This window comes from Bradyrhizobium diversitatis (genome assembly GCF_016031635.1).
In the GTDB taxonomy this organism is placed as follows: Bacteria; Pseudomonadota; Alphaproteobacteria; order Rhizobiales; family Xanthobacteraceae; genus Bradyrhizobium; species Bradyrhizobium diversitatis.
Map to the genome: position 1 here is coordinate 96,111 of NZ_JACEGD010000005.1, position 24,086 is coordinate 120,196.

At 65.3% G+C, this 24,086-nt stretch carries 20 protein-coding genes; 2 read left to right on the top strand and 18 right to left on the bottom strand.

What is annotated here, in order from left to right; genetic code table 11:
* Positions 1–47: 47 nt before the first annotated feature.
* A complete protein-coding gene (gene katG, locus H1B27_RS05895; RefSeq protein WP_061879923.1) occupies positions 48–2,213 on the top strand; it encodes a catalase/peroxidase HPI in 2,166 nt (721 codons plus the stop codon).
* A 137-nt stretch (positions 2,214–2,350) separates the two neighbouring features.
* Here the strand turns inward: katG and pnp are convergent, their stop codons facing one another.
* From pnp to rimP, 8 genes are all read right to left on the bottom strand, one after another.
* The gene (gene pnp / locus H1B27_RS05900) at positions 2,351–4,513 is read right to left on the bottom strand and encodes a polyribonucleotide nucleotidyltransferase (protein WP_197965331.1); all 2,163 of its coding nucleotides are present in this window, start codon (positions 4,511–4,513) and stop codon (positions 2,351–2,353) included.
* A gap of 378 nt (positions 4,514–4,891) precedes the next feature.
* Positions 4,892–5,161 (bottom strand): 30S ribosomal protein S15, encoded by a 270-nt coding sequence (rpsO, locus tag H1B27_RS05905; RefSeq protein ID WP_008540131.1) that lies wholly within the window; start codon positions 5,159–5,161, stop codon positions 4,892–4,894.
* Positions 5,162–5,163: 2 nt separating this feature from the next.
* Positions 5,164–6,282: a tRNA pseudouridine(55) synthase TruB gene (truB, locus tag H1B27_RS05910; protein WP_061879921.1), complete on the bottom strand. Its 1,119-nt coding sequence runs from the start codon at positions 6,280–6,282 to the stop codon at positions 5,164–5,166.
* Positions 6,279–6,725, bottom strand: a complete 447-nt coding sequence (rbfA, locus tag H1B27_RS05915) for a 30S ribosome-binding factor RbfA (protein WP_061879920.1) — start codon at positions 6,723–6,725, stop codon at positions 6,279–6,281. The genes truB and rbfA overlap by 4 nt, the downstream gene beginning before the upstream one ends.
* Before the next feature lie 154 nt (positions 6,726–6,879).
* A complete protein-coding gene (infB, locus tag H1B27_RS05920; RefSeq protein WP_061879919.1) occupies positions 6,880–9,588 on the bottom strand; it encodes a translation initiation factor IF-2 in 2,709 nt (902 codons plus the stop codon).
* Positions 9,589–9,658: 70 nt separating this feature from the next.
* Positions 9,659–10,342, bottom strand: a complete 684-nt coding sequence (locus H1B27_RS05925; protein WP_197965332.1) for an RNA-binding protein — start codon at positions 10,340–10,342, stop codon at positions 9,659–9,661.
* A 23-nt stretch (positions 10,343–10,365) separates the two neighbouring features.
* Positions 10,366–11,976, bottom strand: a complete 1,611-nt coding sequence (nusA, locus tag H1B27_RS05930; protein WP_061879917.1) for a transcription termination factor NusA — start codon at positions 11,974–11,976, stop codon at positions 10,366–10,368.
* 2 nt (positions 11,977–11,978) lie between these two features.
* Positions 11,979–12,734 carry a ribosome maturation factor RimP gene (rimP, locus tag H1B27_RS05935; protein ID WP_197965333.1) on the bottom strand — a complete coding sequence of 252 codons (756 nt, stop codon included), beginning with the start codon at positions 12,732–12,734 and terminating at the stop codon, positions 11,979–11,981.
* 357 nt (positions 12,735–13,091) lie between these two features.
* Between rimP and H1B27_RS05940 the strand changes: the two genes are divergently transcribed.
* Entirely contained in the window at positions 13,092–14,174 is a 1,083-nt protein-coding gene (locus H1B27_RS05940) for a DUF2336 domain-containing protein (protein ID WP_197965334.1), read from the top strand.
* A gap of 127 nt (positions 14,175–14,301) precedes the next feature.
* On the opposite strand, the gene trmB is transcribed toward H1B27_RS05940, so the two are convergent.
* The 10 genes from trmB to H1B27_RS05990 form a co-directional block, all read right to left on the bottom strand.
* The gene (gene trmB, locus H1B27_RS05945) at positions 14,302–15,012 is read right to left on the bottom strand and encodes a tRNA (guanosine(46)-N7)-methyltransferase TrmB (protein WP_197965335.1); all 711 of its coding nucleotides are present in this window, start codon (positions 15,010–15,012) and stop codon (positions 14,302–14,304) included.
* The gene (locus H1B27_RS05950; RefSeq protein ID WP_197965336.1) at positions 15,009–16,166 is read right to left on the bottom strand and encodes a M20 family metallopeptidase; all 1,158 of its coding nucleotides are present in this window, start codon (positions 16,164–16,166) and stop codon (positions 15,009–15,011) included. Before H1B27_RS05950 ends, trmB begins: the two co-directional genes overlap by 4 nt.
* An 86-nt stretch (positions 16,167–16,252) precedes the next feature.
* On the bottom strand, positions 16,253–16,666 hold the full coding sequence (locus H1B27_RS05955; RefSeq protein WP_007603895.1) for a helix-turn-helix domain-containing protein: 414 nt from the start codon (positions 16,664–16,666) through the stop codon (positions 16,253–16,255).
* A gap of 218 nt (positions 16,667–16,884) precedes the next feature.
* Positions 16,885–18,498 (bottom strand): apolipoprotein N-acyltransferase, encoded by a 1,614-nt coding sequence (gene lnt / locus H1B27_RS05960; RefSeq protein WP_197965337.1) that lies wholly within the window; start codon positions 18,496–18,498, stop codon positions 16,885–16,887.
* Positions 18,495–19,613 carry a hemolysin family protein gene (locus H1B27_RS05965; RefSeq protein WP_061880266.1) on the bottom strand — a complete coding sequence of 373 codons (1,119 nt, stop codon included), beginning with the start codon at positions 19,611–19,613 and terminating at the stop codon, positions 18,495–18,497. The genes lnt and H1B27_RS05965 overlap by 4 nt, the downstream gene beginning before the upstream one ends.
* A gap of 1 nt (position 19,614) precedes the next feature.
* Complete coding sequence (gene ybeY / locus H1B27_RS05970) at positions 19,615–20,124, bottom strand: rRNA maturation RNase YbeY (protein ID WP_061879911.1); 510 nt, start codon at positions 20,122–20,124, stop codon at positions 19,615–19,617.
* 58 nt (positions 20,125–20,182) lie between these two features.
* Complete coding sequence (locus H1B27_RS05975) at positions 20,183–21,178, bottom strand: PhoH family protein (RefSeq protein WP_197965338.1); 996 nt, start codon at positions 21,176–21,178, stop codon at positions 20,183–20,185.
* A 64-nt stretch (positions 21,179–21,242) separates the two neighbouring features.
* Complete coding sequence (gene miaB / locus H1B27_RS05980) at positions 21,243–22,637, bottom strand: tRNA (N6-isopentenyl adenosine(37)-C2)-methylthiotransferase MiaB (RefSeq protein WP_197965339.1); 1,395 nt, start codon at positions 22,635–22,637, stop codon at positions 21,243–21,245.
* Between the two features lie 192 nt (positions 22,638–22,829).
* Positions 22,830–23,510, bottom strand: a complete 681-nt coding sequence (locus tag H1B27_RS05985) for an HAD family hydrolase (protein WP_197965340.1) — start codon at positions 23,508–23,510, stop codon at positions 22,830–22,832.
* A 98-nt stretch (positions 23,511–23,608) separates the two neighbouring features.
* Positions 23,609–24,064, bottom strand: a complete 456-nt coding sequence (locus tag H1B27_RS05990; protein WP_061879908.1) for a Fur family transcriptional regulator — start codon at positions 24,062–24,064, stop codon at positions 23,609–23,611.
* Between the last annotated feature and the right edge of the window lie 22 nt (positions 24,065–24,086).

The following is a 24,086-nucleotide window of genomic DNA, read 5'->3' on the forward strand; positions in this document are numbered from 1 at the left end:
TCTACCTGGACAAGGGCGCGAGTTCGACGCCGCCAGAGGAGGTATTCATGGACGACACTTCGAAGTGCCCGTTTTCGGGCGGAAAACCCGCGCGCTCAAACCGCGACTGGTGGCCAACGCAGCTCGACATCGAGGTCCTGCACAAGAACTCGGACAAGTCCGATCCGATGGACAAGGACTTCGACTACGCCAAGGAGTTCAAGTCGCTCGACCTGAATGCGGTCATCAAGGACCTGACCGCTCTGATGACGGATTCCCAGGAATGGTGGCCCGCCGACTTCGGTCACTATGGCGGCCTCATGATCCGCATGGCCTGGCACAGCGCGGGCACCTATCGCATCACCGACGGACGCGGTGGCGCCGGAGCCGGTCAGCAGCGCTTCGCGCCGCTCAACAGCTGGCCCGACAACGCCAATCTCGACAAGGCGCGCCGTCTGCTCTGGCCGATCAAGCAGAAATACGGCCGCAAGATTTCCTGGGCCGATCTGATGGTGCTCGCCGGCAACGTCGCGCTGGAATCGATGGGCTTCAAGACCTTTGGTTTCGCCGGCGGTCGCGTCGATGTCTGGGAGCCGGAAGAGCTCTATTGGGGTCCGGAAGGCACCTGGCTCGGCGATGAGCGCTACAGCGGTGAGCGTCAGCTCGCCGAGCCGCTCGGCGCGGTGCAGATGGGCCTGATCTACGTCAATCCGGAGGGGCCGAACGGCAAGCCGGATCCAGTCGCTGCGGCCAAGGATATCCGCGAGACGTTCGCCCGCATGGCGATGAACGACGAAGAGACCGTGGCGCTGATCGCAGGCGGCCACAGCTTCGGCAAGACTCACGGCGCCGGCGATGCATCGCTGGTCGGTCCGGAGCCGGAAGCGGGCGCGCTGGAAGATCAGGGGCTCGGCTGGAAGAGCAAGCATGGGACGGGCCTGGGTGCTGATTCCATCACCAGCGGCCTCGAGGTGACGTGGACGACGACGCCGACGAAGTGGAGCAACAATTTCTTCGAGAACCTGTTCAATTTCGAATGGGAGCTGACGAAGAGCCCGGCTGGTGCGCAGCAGTGGACGGCCAAGAACGCCGAGGCGATCATCCCCGATGCTTTCGACAAGTCGAAGAAGCATCGGCCGACGATGCTGACGACCGACCTCTCGCTGCGCTTCGATCCCGTGTATGAGAAGATCTCGCGTCGCTTCCTGGAGAAGCCGGATCAGTTCGCTGACGCCTTCGCCCGCGCCTGGTTCAAGCTGACCCATCGCGATATGGGCCCGATCCAGCGCTATCTCGGCCCGCTGGTGCCGAAGGAAACGCTGATCTGGCAGGACCCCATTCCAGCCGTCAATCACGAGCTGGTCAGCGATCAGGACATCGCCGCCCTGAAGACCAAGATCCTGGGCTCCGGCCTCTCGGTGTCCGAGCTGGTCTCGACCGCCTGGGCGTCGGCCTCGACGTTCCGCGGCTCGGACAAGCGCGGCGGCGCCAACGGCGCGCGCATTCGCCTTGCGCCGCAGAAGGACTGGGAGGTGAACGAGCCGGCTCAGCTTTCGAAGGTGCTCGGCAAGCTCGAAGCGATCCAGAAGGACTTCAATGCGTCATCCGGCGCGAAGAAGGTCTCGCTGGCAGACCTGATTGTGCTCGGCGGCACCGCCGCGGTCGAGAAGGCCGCCAAGGACGCCGGTGTCGACGTCAAGGTCGGCTTCACGCCGGGCCGCATGGACGCTTCGCAGGAGCAGACGGATGCGGCCTCCTTCGCGCCGCTGGAGCCGCGGGCCGATGGCTTCCGCAACTACATCGGCAAGCGGCATCAGTTCATGCATCCTGAAGAGGCGCTGGTCGATCGCGCGCAGCTGCTGAGGCTGACCGGTCCGGAGATGACGGTGCTGGTCGGCGGCCTGCGGGTGCTCGGTGCGAATGCGAACGGTTCGAAGCAGGGCGTCTTCACTTCGAAGCTGGGTACGCTGAGCAACGACTACTTCGTCAACCTGCTCGACATGAGCACGCAGTGGACGCCGTCGGCCGACGGCTCCTATGAGGGGCGCGACCGCAAGACCAACGCGGTGAAGTGGACCGCCACGCGTGTCGATCTCATCTTCGGCGCACACTCGCAGCTCCGCGCCTTCGCCGAGGTCTATGCCACCTCGGACTCCAAGGAGAAGTTCGTCAAGGACTTCGCCAAGGCATGGACCAAGGTGATGAACCTCGACCGGTACGACATCGTGGCGTGAGGCCAGGTTCACCTCTCCCGCTTGCGGGAGAGGTCGGTGCGAAGCACCGGGTGAGGGGCGCAGCACGGTCCGGCGTGAAGACAAACAAAAGGGCGGCCTTTCGGCCGCCCTTCGTTTTTCGGGACTGTCGCGAGAGCTTACTCGCCCGCCGCTTCGCGCGGGGCCTTCTCGCCCTCGGCGGCCTTCTCCTTGGCCTCGAGGTCCTCGCCGGTGGTCTGGTCGACCACCTTCATCGACAGGCGGGTCTTGCCGCGGTCGTCGAAGCCGAGCAGCTTGACCTTGACCTTGTCGCCTTCCTTGACGACGTCGGAGGTCTTCTGCACGCGGCTGGAAGCGAGCTGGCTGATGTGGACGAGGCCGTCCTTGGAGCCGAAGAAGTTCACGAAGGCACCGAACTCCATCACCTTGACGACGGTGCCGTCATAGATCTGGCCGACTTCAGGCTCGGAGGCGATCGACTTGATCCACTTGATCGCGGCCTTCATGGCTTCGCCGTCGCTGGAGGCGACCTTCACGGTGCCGTCGTCCTCGATGTTGACCTTGGCGCCGGTCTTCTCGACGATCTCGCGGATCACCTTGCCGCCGGTGCCGATCACTTCGCGGATCTTGTCGGTCGGGATCTTGAAGGTCTCGATGCGCGGCGCATATTCGCCGAGCTCGGCGCGGGCGTTGGTCAGCGCCTTGGCCATCTCACCGAGGATGTGGATGCGGCCGTCCTTGGCCTGGCCAAGGGCGACGCGCATGATCTCTTCGGTGATGCCCTCGATCTTGATGTCCATCTGGAGCGAGGTGATGCCCGCTTCCGTGCCGGCGACCTTGAAGTCCATGTCGCCGAGATGGTCCTCGTCACCGAGGATGTCGGAGAGAACCGCAAAGCGCTTGTCCTCGAGGATCAGGCCCATCGCGATGCCCGCGGTCGGCCGCTTCAACGGCACGCCCGCATCCATCAGCGCCAGCGACGCGCCGCAGACCGACGCCATCGACGACGAGCCGTTGGATTCGGTGATCTCCGAGACCACGCGCACCGTGTAGGGGAACTCGTGGTGCGGTGGCAGCACCGGATGGATCGCGCGCCAGGCCAGCTTGCCGTGGCCGATCTCGCGGCGCTTGGTGCCGCCGAGGCGGCCGGTCTCGCCGACCGAATAGGGCGGGAAGTTGTAGTGCAGCAGGAACGTTTCCTTGTACGTCCCGGACAGCGCGTCGATGTACTGCTCGTCCTCGCCGGTGCCGAGCGTGGTCACGACCATCGCCTGGGTCTCGCCGCGGGTGAACAGCGCCGAACCGTGGGCGCGGGGCAGCACGCCGACTTCGGCGATGATGTTGCGGACCGTCTTGCTGTCGCGGCCGTCGATGCGCTTGCCGGTGTCCAGGATGTTCCAGCGAACGATCTTGGCTTCCAGCTCCTTGAACACGCCGGCGACACGGAGCTTGTCGTATTTCGGCTCCTGGCCCTCCGGGAAGTAGTGGGCGATCACCTTTTCCTTGACCTTGCCGACCGCGGCGTAGCGATCCTGCTTGACGGGAATCGCGTAGGCGGCGCGCAGCTCCTGCTCGACGAGGCCGAGCATCTCCTTCTCGAGCGCGGCGTTGTCGATCACGGTGACTTCGCGCGGCTCCTTGGCGGCCTTCTCGGCGAGCTCGATGATCGCGTTGATCACCGGCTGGAAGTGGCGGTGACCGAACATCACGGCGCCGAGCATGATGTCTTCGTTCAGCTCCTTGGCTTCCGATTCCACCATCAGCACGGCGTCGGCGGTGCCGGCGACGACGAGGTCGAGCTGGGTGTCAACCATCTCGTCGAGCGTCGGGTTGAGGATGAACTCGTCATTGGCGAAGCCGACGCGCGCTGCGCCGATCGGGCCCTTGAACGGGGCGCCGGACAGGGTCAGCGCAGCCGACGACGCGACCAGCGCGACGATATCCGGGTCGTTCTCCATGTCGTGCGACAGCACGGTGGCGATCACCTGGGTCTCGTTGCGCCAGCCGTCGACGAACAGCGGGCGGATCGGACGGTCGATCAGGCGCGAGACCAGCGTCTCCTTCTCGGTCGGACGGCCCTCGCGTTTGAAATAGCCGCCGGGGATGCGGCCCGCAGCGTAGGTCTTCTCCTGGTAGTCGACGGTCAACGGCAGGAAGTCGACGCCTTCGCGCGGCGCCTTCGCCGCGACGACGGTGGCGAGCACCACGGTCTCGCCATAGGTGGCGACGACGGCGCCGTCGGCCTGGCGGGCGATCTTGCCGGTTTCGAGCTTGAGTGGGCGTCCGCCCCAGTTGATCTCGACTGAATGCTTATTGAACATAGTGGTCTTCTTTCATGGGTTCTCGAAAGAAGGGACGGCGCTCGAAAAACAAAAACCATGCGCAAGATTGCGGGACGCTGATCGGAGCGGATGATCAGCGTCCTGCGATCCTGCCATGGTTTTTGGATTTCGGATGGCGTCCATCCTTTCGGGTCATACGGGCGCCTTGCCCGTTGTGCCCAGCCGCCGGATTGCTGCTGGACTGTCAGTCGGCACGAAGGCGAACACCGAACCGCGGTCTTCACTCTTCATGCCCGGATGCGAATCGTCAAAGACGCGCATCCGACGCGCACGCAGCCTCGATCAAAAACCTTTAAGGAAGCGCTTTCGTTCGAAACCACGCACGAAAACGCGCGCCAGTGGCGCGCGCAGGAACACTTAACGACGAATATTGTGCTTCTCGAGCAGCGCCTTGTACCGCGCCTCGTCCTTCTTCTTGAGATAGTCGAGGAGCGAGCGCCGGGTCGAGACCAGCTTCAAGAGGCCGCGACGCGAATGGTTGTCCTTCACGTGGGTCTTGAAATGGTTGGTGAGGTTGTTGATGCGTTCCGACAGGATCGCGACCTGAACCTCGGGCGAGCCGGTGTCGCCGGCCTTGGTGGCATTCGTCTTGATGACTTCCGCTTTGCGTTCTGCGGCAATCGACATCGTCAATTTCTCTCGTTGCGACCGGAGCTGGCAGTCAGGCCGGTCAGGTTGAACACACGCTTGGGGATGATTTCGCCATTGCCGACTTCAGCAAGCGCGAGAAGCCGGCCTGCCACCGTGACATAGACTGTGCCGCTACAAGTGGGCGCATCCCGTCCGCGCAACAAAACGGCCTGGCCCCGATGGAGCCTTGCCGCATCAGCCCGAGTGACGGCCAGTGCCGGGATGTCGTCCAGCGCGGTCTCAACGGGCAAAAGCGCGTCGGCGAGGCTGCCCTCGCCGGACGCGGCTCTATCGCACAAAGCCTCCAACTGATCCAGCGGAATCATGTCGTTTTCGCCAAACGGGCCGACCAGGGTCCGCCTGAGGGCGCAGATATGGCCGTAAGTGCCGAGAATCCGGCCCATATCGCGGGCTAGCGCCCGGACATAGGTGCCCTTGCCGCACTCGGCCTCGAATACGGCTCGGTCCTTATCCGGTTGATCTACAAGGGTTAAATGGTGAATCTCGACCGGCCGGGGGGCCAGTTCCACGACCTCGCCGTCGCGGGCAAGGTCATAGGCGCGCTCGCCCTGGATCTTGATCGCGGAATAGCGCGGCGGGATCTGCTCGATCACCCCGGTGAAGCGCGGCAGAAGCGCCAGGATCGCCTCCCGTGTCGGGCGCTGGTCGGAGGTCGCGGTCACCCGGCCCTCGATGTCGTCAGTGTCGCGCTCCTCGCCCCAGCAGACCGTGAACTGGTAGCGCTTGCGGCCGTCCATCACGAAGGGAACGGTCTTGGTGGCTTCGCCGAGCGCGATCGGCAGCCCGCCAGAGGCGAGCGGATCGAGAGTACCGGCGTGGCCGGCGCGCTTGGCGTTGAACAGGCGCTTGAGCACCGCAACCGCCTGCGTCGAGGTCATGCCGATCGGCTTGTCGAGCACGACCCAGCCATGGACGTCGCGGCGGTCCCGGCGCGGCTGGTTGCCCTTCTGCTGCTTGGCGCGTGGATCGTTGTTGACGCGGCGCGCCTCCTGATGCGGCCGGGCATCGCCTCCCAGATCTGCAAAATTATTTTTCTGCACCTCGCGCTGATCGGCATCGTTGCCGCCGATCGTGCCGTGAGCCGGGTCCATGGTCATTGCTCTTCTTCCCGATCCGAAGCCGGATTCTGTTCCAAGTCCTGTTCGAGGTCCTTCTGCACCGCAGGTGTTCGCAAAAGCTTCTCGATCCGTTCCGCTTCGTCGAATCGCTCGTCGACGCGGAAGCGAATGTCAGGTGCAAATTTCAGGTTAACGCGCCGCGCGACCTCGCCGCGCAGGAATTTCTTGTTGCGCTCGAGCGCCGCGATCACGATCTCGGTGTCGCGGCCGCCGAGCGGCATCACGTAGACCGTTGCGAGCTTCAGGTCGGGCGACATCCGCACCTCCGGCACGGTGATGATGTGACCTTCGAGGTCCGCATCATGCACGTTGCCTTGCGCCAGAATATCGGCCATCGCGTGGCGAACCTGCTCGCCGACGCGCAACTGACGCTGCGAGCCTCCGCCGGGCGCGGAACTTTTCTTCTGATGGTGGCGTGGCATTCTCGAAAATCACCTCGTCATGCCCGTGCTTGGGACACGGACATTGTCGTTTTCCTGTTGAAACGAAGAGGGGTGGATGGCCGGAAAAATCCGGCCATCGCACTCCCGCAATTTCAGTTCAAAAAAGATCCGAACGCTTCGGTAAGATTTGGACTTACAGGGAGCGCTGGATCGTCTCCACGCGATAGCACTCGATCACGTCGCCGGCACGCATGTCGTGATAGCTCTCGAAGGCCATGCCGCATTCCTGGCCCGACTGGACTTCCTTCACTTCGTCCTTGAAGCGCTTCAGCGTCGACAGCTTGCCTTCGTGCACCACGACGTTGTCGCGGATCAGGCGCACATTGGCGCCGCGTTCCACGGTGCCGTCGGTGACGCGGCAGCCGGCGACCTTGCCGACCTTGGAGATGTTGAAGATCTCCAGGATCTCGGCATTGCCCAGCATGGTTTCGCGCAAGGTCGGCGCGAGCAGACCGCTCATCGCCTTCTTCACGTCGTCCACGAGGTCGTAGATGATGTTGTAGTAGCGGATCTCGATGCCGTTGCGCTTGGCGGCCGCAGCGGCTTCCTTGTTGGCACGAACCGAGAAGCCGATGATCGCGGCGTTGAAGCCTTCGGCCAGCGTCACGTCGGATTCCGAGATGCCGCCGACGCCGGCATGCAGGATGCGGGCTGCGACTTCGTCGGTGCCGAGCTTCTCCAGCGAGCCGAGGATCGCTTCCAGCGAGCCCTGCACGTCGGCCTTGACGATCAGCGGGAATTCCTTGCGGCCCGCCGTCTTCAATTGCGACATCATCTGCTCGAGCGAGCCGCGCATGCCGGAGATCGAAGCTGCCGCGTTCTCGCGCTTCTGGTGCGCACGGTAGCTGGTGACCTGACGGGCGCGGGCTTCGTTCTCGACCACCGCGAGACGATCGCCGGCCTCCGGCGGACCGTTGAAGCCGAGCACTTCGACCGGCACCGAGGGACCGGCCTCCTGCACCGTCTCGCCCTGATCCGAGATCAAGGCGCGGACACGGCCCATTTCGGCACCGGCGACGATGATGTCGCCGACGCGGAGCGTGCCGCGCTGCACCAGCACGGTCGCGACCGGACCACGGCCGCGATCGAGCTTGGCCTCGATCACGGTGCCCTCGGCCGGACGCTGCGAATTGGTCTTGAGGTCGAGGAGTTCGGCCTGGAGCGCGATCATCTCGAGCAGCTTGTCGAGATTGGTCTTGTTCTTGGCGGACACCTCGACGTCGACGACCTCGCCGCCGAAGGATTCCACCTGCACCTCGTGCTGGAGCAGCTCGGTGCGCACGCGCTCGGGCTTGGCGTCGGGCTTGTCGATCTTGTTGATGGCAACGATGATCGGCACCCGCGCCGCCTTGGCGTGGTTGATGGCCTCGACCGTCTGCGGCATCACGCCGTCATCGGCCGCGACCACCAGCACGACGATGTCGGTGACCTTGGCGCCGCGGGCGCGCATCGCGGTGAATGCGGCGTGGCCGGGCGTATCGATGAAGGTGATCTTCTTGCCGCTTTCGGGCGACACCACCTGATAGGCGCCGATGTGCTGGGTAATGCCGCCGGCCTCGCCGGAGACGACGTTGGCGTGGCGGAGCGCGTCGAGCAGCGAAGTCTTGCCGTGATCGACGTGACCCATCACGGTCACGACGGGCGAGCGCGTTTCGGTATCGGTGGAATCGTCGACGGTGTCGAACAGGCCTTCTTCGACGTCCGACGCGGCAACGCGTTTGACGGTGTGGCCCAGTTCTTCGGCGATCAGCTGCGCGGTGTCGGCGTCGATCACGTCGGTGATCTTGTGCATCGCGCCCTGCTTCATCAGCATGCGGATGACGTCGACCGCGCGCTCGGCCATGCGGTTGGCGAGCTCCTGGATGGTGATCGCTTCCGGAATGACCACCTCGCGGATGAGCTTTTCCTTCGGCTCGTTCGAGGCGTGGCCCTTCAGGCGCTGGGTGCGGCGGCGGAACGAGGCGATCGAGCGCTCGCGCACCTCGTCGGCGTTGAGCGCGGTGACTACGGTGAGGCGGCCGCGCTCTTTCTGCGGGCCGGGCTTGTGGGTGGTCTTGGGCGGAGGCGCGGGACGCGCGGCGCCGCCGGGACCGCGACGGATCTGGCGCGGAGCCTCTTCCTCATCTGGCTCGGCTGCAACTGCGGGGCCGCGACCTGCCGGTGCACCCGGACGCTGCGCGGTCGTCGTTGCGGGACGCGCCGTCGTGGTTCCCGGGCGGGTCGTGGTGGTTCCTGGCCGGGCCGCGGGGGCGCCGGGCCGCGGCGCAGGCGCGGCCGGTGCGGCGGTTGCGGGGCGCGCGGCCGCTGCCGGCTGCTCGCCTTCGCCAAAACGCTTCTTGGCTTCGGTCTCGGCCTTCCGCTTGGCTTCGTCCTCGTGGCGATGGCGCTCGTCCTCGGCCTTGCGGCGGGCTTCGGCGGCTTCGCGCTCGGCGCGTTCGGCGGCCTCGCGGACGGCGCGGCGCTGGGCCTCTTCCTCGGCCTGGCGGCGTTCTTCGACTTCGCGCAGCTTGGCATCGGCCAGCGCGCTGGCGCGGGCCGAACGTTCGTCCTCGGTCAGGGTACGCAGCACCACGCCGGAACCGGCGTTGCGAGGCGGGGCGGGCGGAGCCGGGCGCGACGGCGCAGCGGGTGCCGCCGGCGCCGGCTTTGCAGCCACCTCAGGCGCGTGCGGCTCGGGACCATCGCCAATGCGGCGCTTGCCGCGCTTCTCGACCACGACCTGCTTGCTGCGGCCATGGCTGAAGCTCTGGCGCACGGTCCCCGTTTCGACGCGCGGCTTGAGCGATAGCGTCTTGCTCGGAACGCTCAGCTTCTTGTCGCCAGGGGTCTTGGTATCAACCATTCAGCAGTCCTAATCCTGATTTATCGGTGTTGTGCGTTGCCGCACCGTCCAATTGGGTCGTCGTTGTCTCTCAGAAATCCTGGCCGTGCTTTTCGGCAGTCTTGTCATCGTCCGCCATCCGGTATCGGACCAGCATCTGGCTACGTGACAGGAATGACCTGCTCGCCGGGCCCGCGAGCAGCGCAGCATGTATCACATTTGACCGGGTGAGTGCCAAATCCAATTCTACCGATTTCAGTGCGGTGACGACCGGAATCTGCGGCTCAGCGCCGCGATTTCCGGCATTTTGACGTGCCAGCATGTCCAATTTGCGGATTCCGTCCGCGGCCCCGTCGCTGGCGTGGATCAGGACCTCGACCGTACCCTCCCGAAGCGCGCTCTCGACCTTGCCGAAGCCGGCCACAACCTGGCCCGCCTTGGCGGCGATCCCAAGGGCTTCCGTTACGCTCCGAACCAGGAGCGCCTCGATGTCGGTGGGAAGCGTCTGAGGGATGCGCAGATCGCGCTTGAAAGCCTTGCTAAATTGGTGACGCCGGACGGCTTCCGCAACCACCTTGCGTGAGGCGGTGATCCACATGCCGCGTCCGGGCAGCTTGCGCTTGAGATCGGGAACCACCTCGCCTTGCGGCGATACGACGAAGCGGATCAGTTCGTCGATCGGCCGGACCTCGCGACTGACCGCGCACATGCGCATGGTCGCGGACCTTTCGGTCCGCGGCCCATGGTCGAGTTCGCTGTCAATGCTGGCGAGCATCCGGATGACATCCTCCCTGGCCCTTACGCCGGCTGGTCTTCGGTCGCCGCAGCCTCTTCGGCAGGCTTGGCGAGATCGGCTTCGGTGATCCAGCCGGCCTTGACGCGGGCCTGCATGATCATCGCTTCGGCATCGTCACGGGAAATATCGACGCCGTCGAGCGCACCGGCGTGCTTGGTCGGCTCGCTGCCTTCCTTGCGCTCGGTCCAGCCGACCAGATCGTCGGTGGCGCAGCCGGCGAGGTCGTCGACCGACTTGATGTCGTTCTCGCCGAACTTCACCAGCATCTTCGAGGTCACGCCGGGCACGTCCTTGAGCGCGTCCTCGACACCGAGTTCCTTGCGCCTGGCCTCGAGTTCGGCTTCCTGCTGCTCCAGATATTCGCGGGCGCGGTTCTGGAGCTCTTGCGCGGTCTCCTCGTCAAAGCCTTCGATGCCGGCGAGTTCCTTGACGTCCACCATCGCGAGTTCCTCGACCGAGGTGAAGCCTTCGGACGCCAGCAGCTGGCCGACCACTTCGTCGACATTGAGCGATTCCATGAAGACGCGGGTGGAGTTCTCGAAGTCGGCCTGGCGGCGCTCCGATTCCTCCTGCTCGGTCAGGATGTCGATGTCCCAGCCGGTGAGCTGCGAGGCCAGACGCACGTTCTGGCCGCGGCGGCCGATCGCCAGCGAGAGCTGGTTGTTGGTGTCGGGCACCACGACCTCGATGCGCTCGCGGTCCTCGTCGATGACGACCTTGGAGACTTCGGCCGGCGCCAGCGCGTTGACCACGAAGGTCGCGATATCGGGCGACCAGGGGATGATGTCGATCTTCTCGCCCTGCAGTTCGTTCACCACGGCCTGCACGCGCGAGCCGCGCATGCCGACGCAGGCGCCGACCGGATCGACCGAGGAATCGCGGGAAATCACGCCGATTTTCGCGCGCGAGCCGGGATCGCGGGCCACCGCCTTGATCTCGACGATGCCGTCGTAGATCTCAGGCACTTCCTGCGCGAACAGTTTCGCCATGAACTGCGGATGAGTGCGGGAGAGGAAGATCTGCGGGCCTCTCGTCTCGCGGCGGACGTCGAAGATGTAGGCGCGGACGCGGTCGCCGTTGCGGAACACTTCGCGCGGCAGCATCTCGTCGCGGCGGATGATGGCCTCGCCACGGCCGAGATCGACGATCACGCTGCCATATTCGACGCGTTTGACGACGCCGTTGACGATGTCGCCGATACGGTCCTTGAATTCCTGGTATTGCCGGTCGCGCTCGGCCTCGCGCACCTTCTGCACGATCACCTGCTTGGCCGATTGCGCAGCGATGCGGCCATATTCCAGCGGCGGCAGGGTGTCCGCGATGGTGTCGCCGACCTGGGCGCCAGGATTGGCGCGCTGCGCGTCGACCAGCGAGATCTGGTTGGAATGGTTTTCGACCTTGTCGACCACCAGCATGTGGCGCGACAGCCGCAACTCGCCCTTCTTCGGGTCGATCTCGGCATGAACGTCGGTTTCGCTGCCGTAACGGGCCCGCGCCGCCTTGGCGATGGCGTCCTCCATCGCCGCGATGACGATGCCGCGGTCGATCGATTTCTCGCGTGCAACGGCGTCCGCGATCTGAAGCAATTCAAGTCGGTTGGCGCTGACTGCCATGGCTAGTCTCCTTGGTCAGGCTCGATCTCGCCCCGCCGCGCGCGTTCGGCGGCCAGGCGATGTTTCTTCGTATTGGTCGGGGCCGGCTTCTTCTTCGGCCTGGTGTTTTTGGTGATTTTCTCGCTGATCTTCGCGTGCGGCGCCTGCGGCGGCTCGAGACCGAGATTGCGGCGCATCTCGCGCGCCTCGGCCTTGCCGCGGCGCATGGATTCGGCGATCAGCTCGTCGGTCAGCACCAGCCGGGCATCGCTGATATCCTCCATGGTCAGGAGAACGTCGACTTCGTCACCTGCCTTGACGTCGTCGCGATGCAGATGCACGCGATCGCCTTCGACGGCACCGAGCGTGCCGCGGAAGCGCTTCCGCCCCTCATGCGCGACCGCCATCTCGATCTTCACCAGATGCCCGGAATAGCGCTCGAAATCGGAGCGGCGCACCAGCGGGCGGTCGATCCCCGGCGAGGAGATCTCGAGGCGATAGGCGCGGTCGATGGGATCGGCGACGTCGAGCACGGGCGACAGGGCCCGCGAGATCGCCTCGCAATCCTCGATCTGCATCGAGCCGTCCGGCCGCTCGGCCATGATCTGCACGGTGCAGCCGGCTTCGCCGGAAATGCGGATCCGGACCAGGCGATAGCCCATGCCCTGGAGCACGGGAGCAGCCACCGCGGACACCCGTGCCGCGACGCCCGGCTCGACCACGAGCCGCGGCTCGGCCAGCAATTCGGCATCCGTGGAACCAGGGTTCGGCTCGGTCATGTCCAGGGTCAGGGCGCTCGTTGGTTAAGGCTTGGTTACGACTTCAAAGCCCGCTTCGGAACTTTCCCGACAGCGTCGGGCCGCATCTTCCGCCAAGCCGCGTTCAGGTAATAAAAAAGAGCGGGTCCTTGCGGCCCCACTCTCACTACGCGGATCGTATGAGAAGATGAATTGGCGGTGATATAGCGCTTTCCGCCCTCCCGGACAAGGCCCATCGCGGCGGGAACGGGGCCTTTTTGCGCCGATCGGCGCACCCTGCGCAACGCTTCTTTCATCAAGCAGGCCTAACTTCCGCGATCGTGGGGCGGCTTGAACCAAGGGCGCACCCGCGGCGTGCCCCGTTCGAGTTGCGTTTCCATGACCGTTGCCACGTCGCTCATTCCTGGATTGGACGATATCGTCAAACGCGGCGATCCGCGGCGACGCGGCGAGATCGCGCGGGCCATCGCCCAGTTGTTCTTCCAGGATGCGGAGAAGCTCCGCCCCGAGTTGATCGATCTCTTCGACAATCTCCTGATCGATCTCGTCCCGCACGCCGAGCTGTCCTCGCGGGTCGATCTGGCCGAGCGCTTCTCGCACCTGAACAACGCGCCGCCGCATCTGGTCAATCAGCTCGCGCGCGAAAACGAGATCATGGTGGCCGGTCCCGTGCTGCGCCGCTCGCCCGTGCTTGACGACGCGGCTCTTGCCGAGATCGCGCGCCTCAAAGGCCAGGGCCATCTCCTGGCGATGACGGAGCGCCCAGCCTTGTCTCCCGTCGTCACCGACGTGCTGGTCGAGCGCGGCGATCGCGACGTGGTGCGCCGCGCCGCAGGCAATGCCGGCGCGGTGTTCTCACCAGGCAGCTATTCCGAGATGATCAGGCGCGCGGCCCAGGACGGCGTGCTGACGCTCAAGATCGGCCAGCGCAACGACCTCTCCGGCGAGCACCTGAAACAGCTGCTTGACGGGACGCTCGACGTCATTCGCCGCCGCCTCTCCAGCGTGGTCAATCCCGCGCGCAAGGCCGAGATCAAGCACGCGATGGCGGCGATCGAGGAGGCCGCGCGCCCGCCGGGGCCGCGCCGCGATTTTTCGGGCGCGCAGCGCACGGTGCTCGCCTTGCATCGAGAGGGCCATCTCGGCGAAAGCGCGCTGCTCGGCTTCGCCAAGGCGCACAAATACGAGGAATCGATCGCCTCGCTCTCGGCGATGTCCGGCATTCGCCTCTCGACCCTCGACCGCCTGATCGCGGGCGACCGCTACGATCCGCTTCTGATCCTGGGCCGCGTGCTCAATCTCGGCTGGCCCACGGTGCGTGCGCTCATCCTGCTCTGGTACGGTCCGCAACGCACGCCTGCCGATGCCGACCTCGAGGCCGCGCGCGTGAACTTCACGCGCCTGATGCCGACGACCGCCGAACGCGTCGTGAATTTCTGGCGCAACCGGCGGACGATTTAAAGAACAGGCGTTGTCGTCATGGCCGGGCTTGTCCCGGCCATCCACGTTCTTCGTGCCGCTGAAAGAAAGTACGTGGATGCCCGGGACAAGCCCGGGCATGACGACTGCGGGTGGATCGCGCCAAAAATCACACCCGCCGAAATCGCAAATACGCCGCCTTGCGTCCTTCCCGCGCGGCCTTCCGGCCGTAGCGTGTCATGGTGTAGCCCGGCCATGGCTGGCGGAAATCGTCGGCGCGTTCGGCCAGCCAGACGAAGTCCTGCGAGCGCGCAAGATGCGACAGCGTCCAGGCGCAGTAATCGTCGATGTCGCAGACGAAACGGAACTCGCCGCCGCTTCGGAGCACGCGCGCCATTGCGGCGATCGTCCTGTCCTGGACGAAGCGCCGCTTCCAGTGTCGCCGCTTCGGCCAGGGATCGGGATGGATCAGGTCGATCCGCGACAGCGAAGCCTTCGGAAGCCAGGCCAGCAGCTCGGCGGCATCGCCCGCGAACAGGCGGATATTGCCGATGTTGGCGGCCTCGATCTGCGCGAGAATTTTCGCCATGCCGTTGACGTAGGGTTCGCAGCCGATGAAGCCCGTGGCAGGAAAGTTCTGGGCCTCGGCCGCGAGATGCTCGCCGCCGCCGAAGCCGATCTCGAGCCTGACGTCTTCGGCTGCGGGAGCGAAGATCGCGCGGGCATCCGCCGGCGCCTCACCGTCGATGTCGAGGGCAAGATGCGGCAGCAGCTGCTCGATCAACCCGGCCTGGTGTTGCCTGAGCTTGTGGCCTTTGCGGCGCCCGAAGAAGGCGCGGTCGCTGTCGTCGCGATCGGGGCCCGATTTGCGTTCGCTCATCGCAGCGTCTGATACAGGCGATGGAGCAGCCGCGCGCGCGGCGCGAGCGACGAGACATAGAGCTGCTCATAATGGGTGTGCGCGCCCTTGCCGTCGACGCCGAGCCCGTCGAGCGTAGCGGTGTAGGCGGCGGTGAAATTGCCGTCCGAGCCGCCGCCTGTGTGCGTGTCGATCAGCTCGAAGCCGATCTCCGTGGCGAGCGTCTTCGCATGCTCGTACAGCGAGGCGCCTGCGTTGCTCTTCTCGTAAGGCGGACGATTGAGCTCGCCGGTGACCGTGAAGGTGACACCGTCCGTCTTCGATGTCAGCCCGAGAATCTTGCCGACGAACTCGTCTGCGTCCTTGAGGTTAACCACGCGCAGATCAACTTCGGCATAGGCCTCTTCCGGCGTGACGTTGGGGCGCGTGCCGCCACGCACCACGCCGACATTGACGGTGACGCCGCGCGTCGGATCGTTCATTCCTTCCAGCGCCAGGATGATGTTGGCGAGCTCGCGGACGGCGCTGCGGCCGTCTTCCGGCCGGGAGCCGGCATGCGCCGGCACGCCCTTGACGAACACCCGGAAGCGTCCGACGCCCTTGCGTCCGGTGACGATCTTGCCGCCGTCGCGCGCCGGCTCGGTCACCAGCACATATTTGGCCTTGCGCCCTTCCTTCTCGATCAGCGCACGCGACGTCGGGCTGCCGATCTCCTCGTCGGAGGTGAACAGGTGTGTGATGCCGAGCGGCGAGCGATCGGCCGTCGCGCAAAGCGCGCGAAAGGCGTGATGGGCGATGTAGGCACCGCCCTTCATGTCGTAGATGCCAGGGCCGAACGCGACGTCGCCTTCAACCTTGAACGGCAGGCGCTTGATGAATCCGATGGGATGAACGGTATCGAGATGGCTCAGCACCAGGATGCCCGGTCGGTCCTGGCCCCAATTCGTGCGCGCCACGAGATGATCGCCGCAGCCATCCACGCCGGCGACGCGCTCGAGCGTGACAGGCAGGTCGCGGTATTGCTCCGCGACCAGAGACACCAGCTCGTTGACCTGTTCAGGCGCTTCGGTCGGTGTCTCGATTTCCACCCAGCGGCGGATGCCATCGAGGATGGTTTGGGAATCGAACCAATTGGAGCCGGTCATGAGCGCATCTGTGCCTTTGAATCGCATCATCGAAGCGGGCGCGCAGCAAAGCGCGGCCCTAAATGACGACATAGGCCAGATTTGACGCAGTCTCAAATCGCCATCGAGACGGCGCTTCAGCGCTTGTCGGGGCCTTCGCGGGCCGCAATCTGCTCGACGAGATCGACGATGGAGCGGCGCATCTTCGAATCGGTGATTCGCGTGAACGCCTTGGTCAAGGCGAGCCCTTCGGAGGTCGCGAGAAAGTCCGAGACGTAAGAGGGCGAGGCGCCTTCGCTGAAGCCATCCGGACCCGGCACGCCGCTCGGGCCGCCTTCGAACAGGAATGACACCGGCACCTGGAGAATCTCGGCGATCTGCTGGATGCGGCTCGCGCCGACCCGGTTGGTGCCCTTCTCGTATTTCTGGACCTGCTGGAAAGTCAGGCCCAAAGCTTCACCAAGCTTCTCCTGGCTCATGCCCAACATGATGCGGCGCATGCGCACGCGACTGCCGACATATTTGTCAACAGGGTTGGGCGCTTTCGACATTTCCTCAGCCCTCCAAACATCACCTTCGGCGCAATCATCAAGCATGCCTCGGGTGCAGCATCGTCAAAACCAAACCCTGTTATTGGGAAACATTGCGGAGAAATTTAGCAACGCACCTCTGTCTTTCGCAGCTGGTGCAGAATGGGGAGCCCGCGTGCAGTCTGTCAACCGTGGGACTACGGTTGTCAAAGGTTTCCGGCTACGCCCATGAGAGGCAATCAGGGATGTCGTTTGGCGACACGGCGGCGGACGGCCACAATCACGGCGAGCGCGACGAGCATGATTGCCGGTACATCACCCACCCGTGCATAGACGGTCGGCGGGATCGCGGCCGGAAGGTTTGCATCCAAAATGCCTTCGATGCCGAGGCCGAGGCTTGCGACCGTGCGTCCGACCGGATCGATCACTGCGGAGATGCCGGTATTGGCGGAGCGGACCAGCGGCAATCCGAGCTCGATCGCGCGCATCCGTGACTGCTCCAGATGCTGATATGGGCCGGTCGAGATGCCGAACCAGCCGTCGTTGGTGAGGTTCACGATCCAGCCCGGACGTTCGTTGCGTCCAGCCACTTCGCCGGGAAAGATGGCTTCGTAGCAGATCAGCGGCAGCGCCGGTGGTACGCCGGGGACCGGCAGCACATGCCGCACGCTGCCGGCGATGAAGCCGCCACGCACACGCGTCAGCTGCTCGAAACCGAGCTTCTCCATCAACGTCTGGTAGGGGAGAAATTCTCCGAACGGGACCAAATGCACCTTGTCGTACACAGCGAGCACGCTGCCGTCGTGATCGATCACGTAGATCGAGTTATAGGCGCGCGTGATCGGCGTGCCCCGCGGCAGGTCGGGCGCGCGGACCGAGCCCGTGATCAGCACGGTACCCTTGGGCAGGAGGTCGGCGATTTGCGCCATCGCGTCGGCTTCGCGGGTCAGGAAGAACGGAAAGGCGGATTCCGGCCAGATCAGGATGGTGGCATCGCGTACGCCGGTCGATTGCGGGCCGGAGGCGCGGTCCGACAGAGCAAGGTACTTCTTCATCACCTCCGTCTTCGCGGCGTAGTTGAATTTTGCGTCCTGCTGGAGGTTCGGCTGCATCAGGCGCAGCTTGGCGCCCGACACCATCGTGGTTGGATGCAGCGACAGGCGGATTGCGCCGAAGACGCTCATGATGACCAGAAGCGCGACGGCGGCCGCCGGCGCGCGCCACGGCAGGCGGCGATCGGGCGTGCGGTCGATCAGCGTCGCCGGGCTTGCGAAGATCGCAACCGTCAGGAACGTCATGCCCCACAGGCCGATCAGCGACGCCGTCTGGGCCAGCGGCAGCGGCTCGGACAGCGCGTAGCCGAACGCGTTCCAGGGAAAGCCTGTCAGTGCGTGACCGCGCAGCCATTCGCTCAAGGTGAGGCTCGCGGCGAGCGCCAGCACGCGCGTGGCGTTCTTGGTCCACAGCAGGCGTGCCAGCGCAAAGCCCATCGCGGTGAAGATCGACAGATAGGCCGGCAGGCCGAGGACGGCGAACGGCGTCAGCCAGGCGAACACGTCGGCGTCGACAAAGAAGGCGTAGCCGATCCAATAGAGGCCGGGCACGAAATAGCCGAGCCCGAACCAGTAGCCGGTCAACGCGGCGGCGGGGACGCCGTCATAGCGGCCGGCGCCGGCGCCGTCGATCAGCCAGACCAGCACCGGGAAGGTGACGAACAGCACCGGGAAGAGGTTGAACGGCGCCAGCGCCAGCACCGACAGCGCCCCGGCCGCCATGGCGATGACGGCGCGCTTCCATCCCCAGGTGAGAATGATGGCGAGCGCAATCTGCCGGAGTCGCTGTGATGGACTCACTGCGGGCCGGTCCCATCGCTCGGTGGCGGCGTGGGCGTGTCGCTGGCCGATGGCTGTCCGCTCTCCGGCGTGGCTTCGCGGCGCCGGCTCTCGCGCTGGGTGCGCGGCGCAGGGCGCTCCTTCCGTGTCGAGATGCGCAGCCGCTTGACCCGGCGCGGATCGGCGTCGAGCACCTCGACCTCGTACGTGCCCGGACCGGAGATCACCTCGCCGCGCACCGGCAGGCGTCCGACGAAGCTGACGAGATAACCGCCCAGCGTCTCCACCTCCTCGCCGGCTTCGCCGGTGACGAAATCCTCGCCGATCACAGACCGGACGTCGTCGAGGCTGGCGCGGGCGTCGGCGATGAAGGCGTTGTCGGGCAGGCGCACGATCGAGGGTGGCTCATCGCTGTCGTGCTCGTCGTCGATTTCGCCGACGATCTGCTCGACGATGTCCTCGATCGAGACCAGGCCGTCGCTGCCGCCATATTCGTCGACCACCAGCGCCAGATGGATGCGCGTGGCCTGCATCTGTGCGAGCAGGTCGATCGCCCGCATCGACGGCGGCACGTAGAGCAGCTTGCGGATGATATGCGCATCATGAAGCGGCAGCGCGAGATCAACGGCGCGCAGGTCGAGCCCGGCCGGCAGCGGCTTCTTGCGCTTGGTCTTGGTGGCTTCCGATACGCGGGCGCGCGCGGTCATGAAGGCGAGCAGGTCACGGATATGGACGATGCCGACGGGATCGTCGAGCGTCTCGTTGAAGACCACGAGGCGGGAATGGCCGGCACTCTCGAACCGGTCCATCAATTCGCCGAGCGGGATGTCGCGCTTCACTGCGATGATGTCGGCGCGATGCACCATGACGTCGGCGATACGGCGCTCGTGCAGGCCGAGAATGTTGCGCAGCATGGTGCGCTCGACCGCGGAGAAGCCGGTGTCGTCGGGCGTCGATGCATCGAGCACGACCTGGAGGTCGTGGCGGACCGAGCCCGCCTTCCAGCCGAACAGCGTCCGGATGGCGCGCAGGAGCCAGCCTTCGGCGGCCGGGCGCATCACCTCGCCATGGGCCACGACGGCGGGCAGATTGCGCGTGTTGCGCGGGTTGTCCTGGACTGGATCGGAATCCGGCATCTCAGTGCGCCCCGGCGCGGTCGGCATAGGGATCGGGGATGCCGAGATGCGCCAGGATCTGCGTCTCCAGCGCTTCCATCTCCTCGGCGTCGCCGTCGTTCTCGTGATCGTAGCCGATCAGATGCAGGAAGCCGTGCACGGCGAGGTGGCTCAAATGGTGCTCGAACGGCTTGTGTTCCTCGTCCGCCTCGCGCCGCATGGTCTCGTAGGCGATCGCGATGTCGCCGAGCATGCGCGGCGCATCGCCCGGCTTCCACCCGCCCTCCGGCTGGAGCGCGGGAAACGACAGCACGTTGGTCGGCTTGTCGATGCCGCGCCAGTTGCTGTTGAGGGTGCGGATGCCGGCGTCATCGGTCAGCATCACAGCCACTTCCGCGTCGGCAACGTCTTCGTCGACGCTCTCGGCGGCGGCCGCCACGGCGCGCTGGATCACGGCTTCGGAATCAGGCTCGCGCTGCCAGCAATCGGCGACGACGAGGACCTCGGTCATGGGCAGGTTGGAATGGGACATTGTGTTGTCTGGGACGAAAGGCGCCGTGCTCGCGCCTCTGGGGTCCGGTGTTGCCTCGTCAGGATTGACCGGTGGCCGGCCGCTGCGGCGAACCTTCGTAGGCGGAGACGATCCGCGCCACGAGTTCGTGGCGGATCACGTCCTCGGCCTTGAAATGAACCTGGGCAATTCCCTCGACGCCGCCCAGGAGGCGGGTCGCCTCGGCCAGGCCCGAAGTCTGGCCGTTCGGCAGGTCGATCTGCGAGGGATCGCCCGTCACGATCATGCGGCTGTTCTCGCCGAGGCGCGTCAGGAACATCTTCATCTGCATCGACGTGGTGTTCTGGGCTTCGTCCAGGATGATGGCGGCGTTGGTGAGCGTGCGGCCGCGCATGAAAGCGAGCGGCGCAATCTCGATCTCGCCGGTCTGCAGCGCACGCTCGACGATGCGCGCATCCATGAGGTCGTAGAGCGCATCGTAGATCGGCCGCAGATAAGGATCGACCTTCTCGCGGAGATCGCCGGGCAGGAAGCCGAGTCGCTCGCCGGCTTCCACCGCCGGGCGCGACAGGATGATGCGATCGACCTCCTTGCGCTCGAACAGCTGAGCGGCATGGGCCACGGCGAGCCAGGTCTTGCCGGTGCCGGCGGGGCCGACGCCGAACACCAGCTCGTGCCGCTTCAGCGCGCGGATGTAGGAGTCCTGTGCGGCGGTGCGCGCGCGCACCGGGCGCTTGCGCAGGTTGATGCTGTCGAAGGTCGATTTGGCCGATTTGGCGTCGAACTCGAACAGCGAACCCTGCGCGATCACGGCGCGGATCGCGCCTTCGACTTCGCCCTGGTCGAGATCCTGTCCCTTCACGGCCTGTCCGTAGAGCATCTCCAGCACGCGGCGCGCGGCATCGCAGCCGTCGCGGCTGCCGCCGATGGTGATGTGGTTGCCCTTGGAATCGACGACGACGCCGAGTCGCCGCTCGATCTGCGCCAGATGCTGGCCGTAGGGGCCGACCAGCGCGGAAGCGGCGCGGTTGTCGTCGAAGTCGATGACGACCTGGGTCTCGGGCGGAACTTGCATGTCGCGGTCAAATTTGCGGCTGGGAGCGAACGAAGACGAATCCGATGCGCTTTTGGGCAAGGGTTCAGGCTCCAGTGGCTTGCGATAAAGCGGGCTCGCGCGCGCCACGCGGCGTCACGAGCTCGCCGAGAAAGCTGTAGCGTTCGAGGCTGTCGATGCGGACCGGCAGGATTTGTCCGATGATGTCGGGCGAGGCCATGACATGGGCGGGCTGGAGGTACGCGGTGCGGCCGACGATCTGGCCCTCCTTGCGCGCCGGACGCTCGAACAGCACATCGACCGTTGAGCCAATCGCAGCCTTGTTGAAGGCCGATTGCTGGCTGTCGATCAGTTCCTGGAGCCGCTCCAATCGCTGGTCCATCTCGGCGGGGGACACCGTCTCCTGCATGTCCGCGGCCGGCGTTCCCGGCCGGGCGGAGTATTTGAACGAATATGCCGCAGCGTAACCGATTTGCGTGACAAGCGCGAGGGTGGCGAGAAAATCTTGCTCGCTTTCGCCCGGGAAGCCGACGATGAAATCTGATGAAAAAGCAATGTCTTGGCGGGCGGCGCGGAAACGGTCGATGACCCCGAGGTAATCATCGGCGGTATGTTTCCGGTTCATGGCGGCCAGAATCCGGTCCGAGCCCGATTGCACCGGCAGGTGCACGAACGGCATCAGGGCACCGAGATCGCGATGGGCCGCAATCAGACTGTCGTCGACGTCACGCGGATGGCTGGTCGAATAGCGCAGCCGCGCGATGCCGGGAATCTTGGCCAGATGCTCGAGCAGCCGGCCGAGCGGCCAGGTTTTTCCGTCCGGCCCGTCGCCGTGATAGGCGTTGACGTTCTGCCCGATCAGCGTGAGCTCGCGCACGCCGTTGTCGGCGAGCCGCTTCACGTCATCGACGATCTTCGTTACCGGGCGCGAGACTTCGGCACCGCGCGTGTACGGCACGACGCAGAATGTGCAGAACTTGTCGCAGCCTTCCTGCACCGTGACGAAGGCGGAAATGCCGCGGGCGCGGATCGCGTCGGGCTTCGGCTGCGCCAGGAAGCCGAACTTGTCGGCCGCGGGAAACTCGGTCTCGATCGCGCGGCCTTCGCCCGCGGCGCGCTTCAGCAGCTCGGGCAGATGATGGTAGCTCTGCGGCCCGACTACGACGTCGACGACGGGCGCACGGCGCACGATCTCCTCGCCCTCGGCCTGCGCCACGCAGCCCGCGACCGCGATCTGCATCGTGCGGCCCCCACGCGCGGCCTCGTCCTTGGCCACGCGCAGCCGGCCGAGCTCCGAATAGACCTTTTCCGAGGCCTTCTCGCGGATATGGCAGGTGTTGAGGATGACGAGGTCGGCATCCTCCGCGCTGGCCGTCTCCACGAATCCTTCCGGAGCCAGCGTGTCCACCATGCGCTGGGCATCGTAGACGTTCATCTGGCAGCCATATGATTTGATGTGCAGCTTGCGCGGCGGCGTCATGGAACCCGAAAATGGAGGTGGAGGACGGCCCTCAGATATAGGCTGGAGGGCCGAAAATCCAGCGAATGGGGCCTTGGTCCCGTCATTCCGGGGCGCGACGCAGTCGCGAACCCGGAATCCAGAGGTTTTGGCGCGAAATTCCGGGTTCAAGCGCGTCGCGCGTGCCCCGGAATGACGGTGACATCGCAATAATCAGCCCGCCAGGGCCTTCGCCTCGACCCGCCGGAGCAACTCCGGGAGCTGGTGCATGTCGGCAAAGGTCAGGTCGGCTCCAGCTTGCCGCAGGGTCTCGGCATGGCCGTTGCCGCAATGGCTGCCTCCGTAAAAGCCGAACACGGTCATTCCCGCCGCCCGCGCGCCGGCAATGCCGGCCAGGCTGTCCTCGATCACGACGCAGCGCTCGGGTGGCACGCCCATTTCGTTCGCCGCGAGCAAGAACAGGTCCGGTGCTGGCTTGCCGTTCTTCACCTGCGAGGCCGAGAAGATGTTCGGTGCCAGGCGCTCGTGGAGCCCGGTACTTCCGAGGCTCACGCGCATGCGCTGGTGCGAGCCGCTCGAGGCCACGCAGACGGCTTGCGTGACGACATCGAGCACGTCGTGGATGCCGCGGATCGCTTCCAGGTCGGCCTCGAACGAACGGAACAGCTCGTCCTGCAAGTCGCCGTGATAAGCCTCGGGGAGCTTGCGGCCGAGCTCGGTCTCGATCTCCAGATTGGCCTGCCGGGTCGAGCGGCCGAGGAAGCGCTCGAACACCTGCTCCGACGTGATCGGATATCCGTGCCGCGTCAGCACGTCCGCATGCGCGCGGCAGGAGATCACCTCGCTGTCCACGAGCACGCCGTCGCAGTCGAAGATGATGAGATCGATGGGCATTCAGTGTGTAACTTGGCTATGGCACTCTGGTGCAGGGCGCGCGGCGCCACCTCTCACGACGGGGAGAGGTGAAGAGAGGCCGTCGCAAGATTTGTTCATCAATTCGTCGGCTTGTCGTCGTCGAGCGGGACGCAATAGAGTTCGAGTCGGTGATCGACCAGACGGTAGCCGAGCTTGCGGGCGATCTCCGCCTGGAGCTTCTCGATCTCCTCGGACGTGAACTCGATCACCTTGCCGTCGCGCAGATTGATGAGATGGTCGTGGTGGCTGTCGCGCATCTGCTCGTAGCGCGCGCGGCCCTCGCGGAAATCGTGGCGTTCGATGATGCCGGCATCCTCGAACAGTTTCACGGTGCGGTAGACCGTCGAGATCGAGATCTTGTCGTCGACCGCAACGCAGCGCCGGTAGAGTTCCTCGACGTCGGGATGATCGATCGCTTCCGCAAGCACGCGGGCGATGACGCGGCGCTGCTCGGTCATGCGCATGCCCGTGGCGGCACAGCGCGCCTCGATGTCGGACGCCTTGGATGCAGAGGAAGGTTTCAATGTGGTCATAGCGTTGTCTGCCTGGCGGGCG

Coding starts and splice junctions, on each gene's coding strand:
- katG (WP_061879923.1), top strand. CDS start 48: ATGGACGACACTTCGAAGTGCCCGTTTTCGGGCGGAAAACCCGCGCGC.
- pnp (WP_197965331.1), bottom strand. CDS start 4,513: ATGTTCAATAAGCATTCAGTCGAGATCAACTGGGGCGGACGCCCACTC.
- rpsO (WP_008540131.1), bottom strand. CDS start 5,161: ATGTCGATTGCCGCAGAACGCAAAGCGGAAGTCATCAAGACGAATGCC.
- truB (WP_061879921.1), bottom strand. CDS start 6,282: ATGACCATGGACCCGGCTCACGGCACGATCGGCGGCAACGATGCCGAT.
- rbfA (WP_061879920.1), bottom strand. CDS start 6,725: ATGCCACGCCACCATCAGAAGAAAAGTTCCGCGCCCGGCGGAGGCTCG.
- infB (WP_061879919.1), bottom strand. CDS start 9,588: ATGGTTGATACCAAGACCCCTGGCGACAAGAAGCTGAGCGTTCCGAGC.
- H1B27_RS05925 (WP_197965332.1), bottom strand. CDS start 10,342: ATGCTCGCCAGCATTGACAGCGAACTCGACCATGGGCCGCGGACCGAA.
- nusA (WP_061879917.1), bottom strand. CDS start 11,976: ATGGCAGTCAGCGCCAACCGACTTGAATTGCTTCAGATCGCGGACGCC.
- rimP (WP_197965333.1), bottom strand. CDS start 12,734: ATGACCGAGCCGAACCCTGGTTCCACGGATGCCGAATTGCTGGCCGAG.
- H1B27_RS05940 (WP_197965334.1), top strand. CDS start 13,092: ATGACCGTTGCCACGTCGCTCATTCCTGGATTGGACGATATCGTCAAA.
- trmB (WP_197965335.1), bottom strand. CDS start 15,012: ATGAGCGAACGCAAATCGGGCCCCGATCGCGACGACAGCGACCGCGCC.
- H1B27_RS05950 (WP_197965336.1), bottom strand. CDS start 16,166: ATGATGCGATTCAAAGGCACAGATGCGCTCATGACCGGCTCCAATTGG.
- H1B27_RS05955 (WP_007603895.1), bottom strand. CDS start 16,666: ATGTCGAAAGCGCCCAACCCTGTTGACAAATATGTCGGCAGTCGCGTG.
- H1B27_RS05965 (WP_061880266.1), bottom strand. CDS start 19,613: ATGCCGGATTCCGATCCAGTCCAGGACAACCCGCGCAACACGCGCAAT.
- ybeY (WP_061879911.1), bottom strand. CDS start 20,124: ATGTCCCATTCCAACCTGCCCATGACCGAGGTCCTCGTCGTCGCCGAT.
- H1B27_RS05975 (WP_197965338.1), bottom strand. CDS start 21,178: ATGCAAGTTCCGCCCGAGACCCAGGTCGTCATCGACTTCGACGACAAC.
- miaB (WP_197965339.1), bottom strand. CDS start 22,637: ATGACGCCGCCGCGCAAGCTGCACATCAAATCATATGGCTGCCAGATG.
- H1B27_RS05985 (WP_197965340.1), bottom strand. CDS start 23,510: ATGCCCATCGATCTCATCATCTTCGACTGCGACGGCGTGCTCGTGGAC.
- H1B27_RS05990 (WP_061879908.1), bottom strand. CDS start 24,064: ATGACCACATTGAAACCTTCCTCTGCATCCAAGGCGTCCGACATCGAG.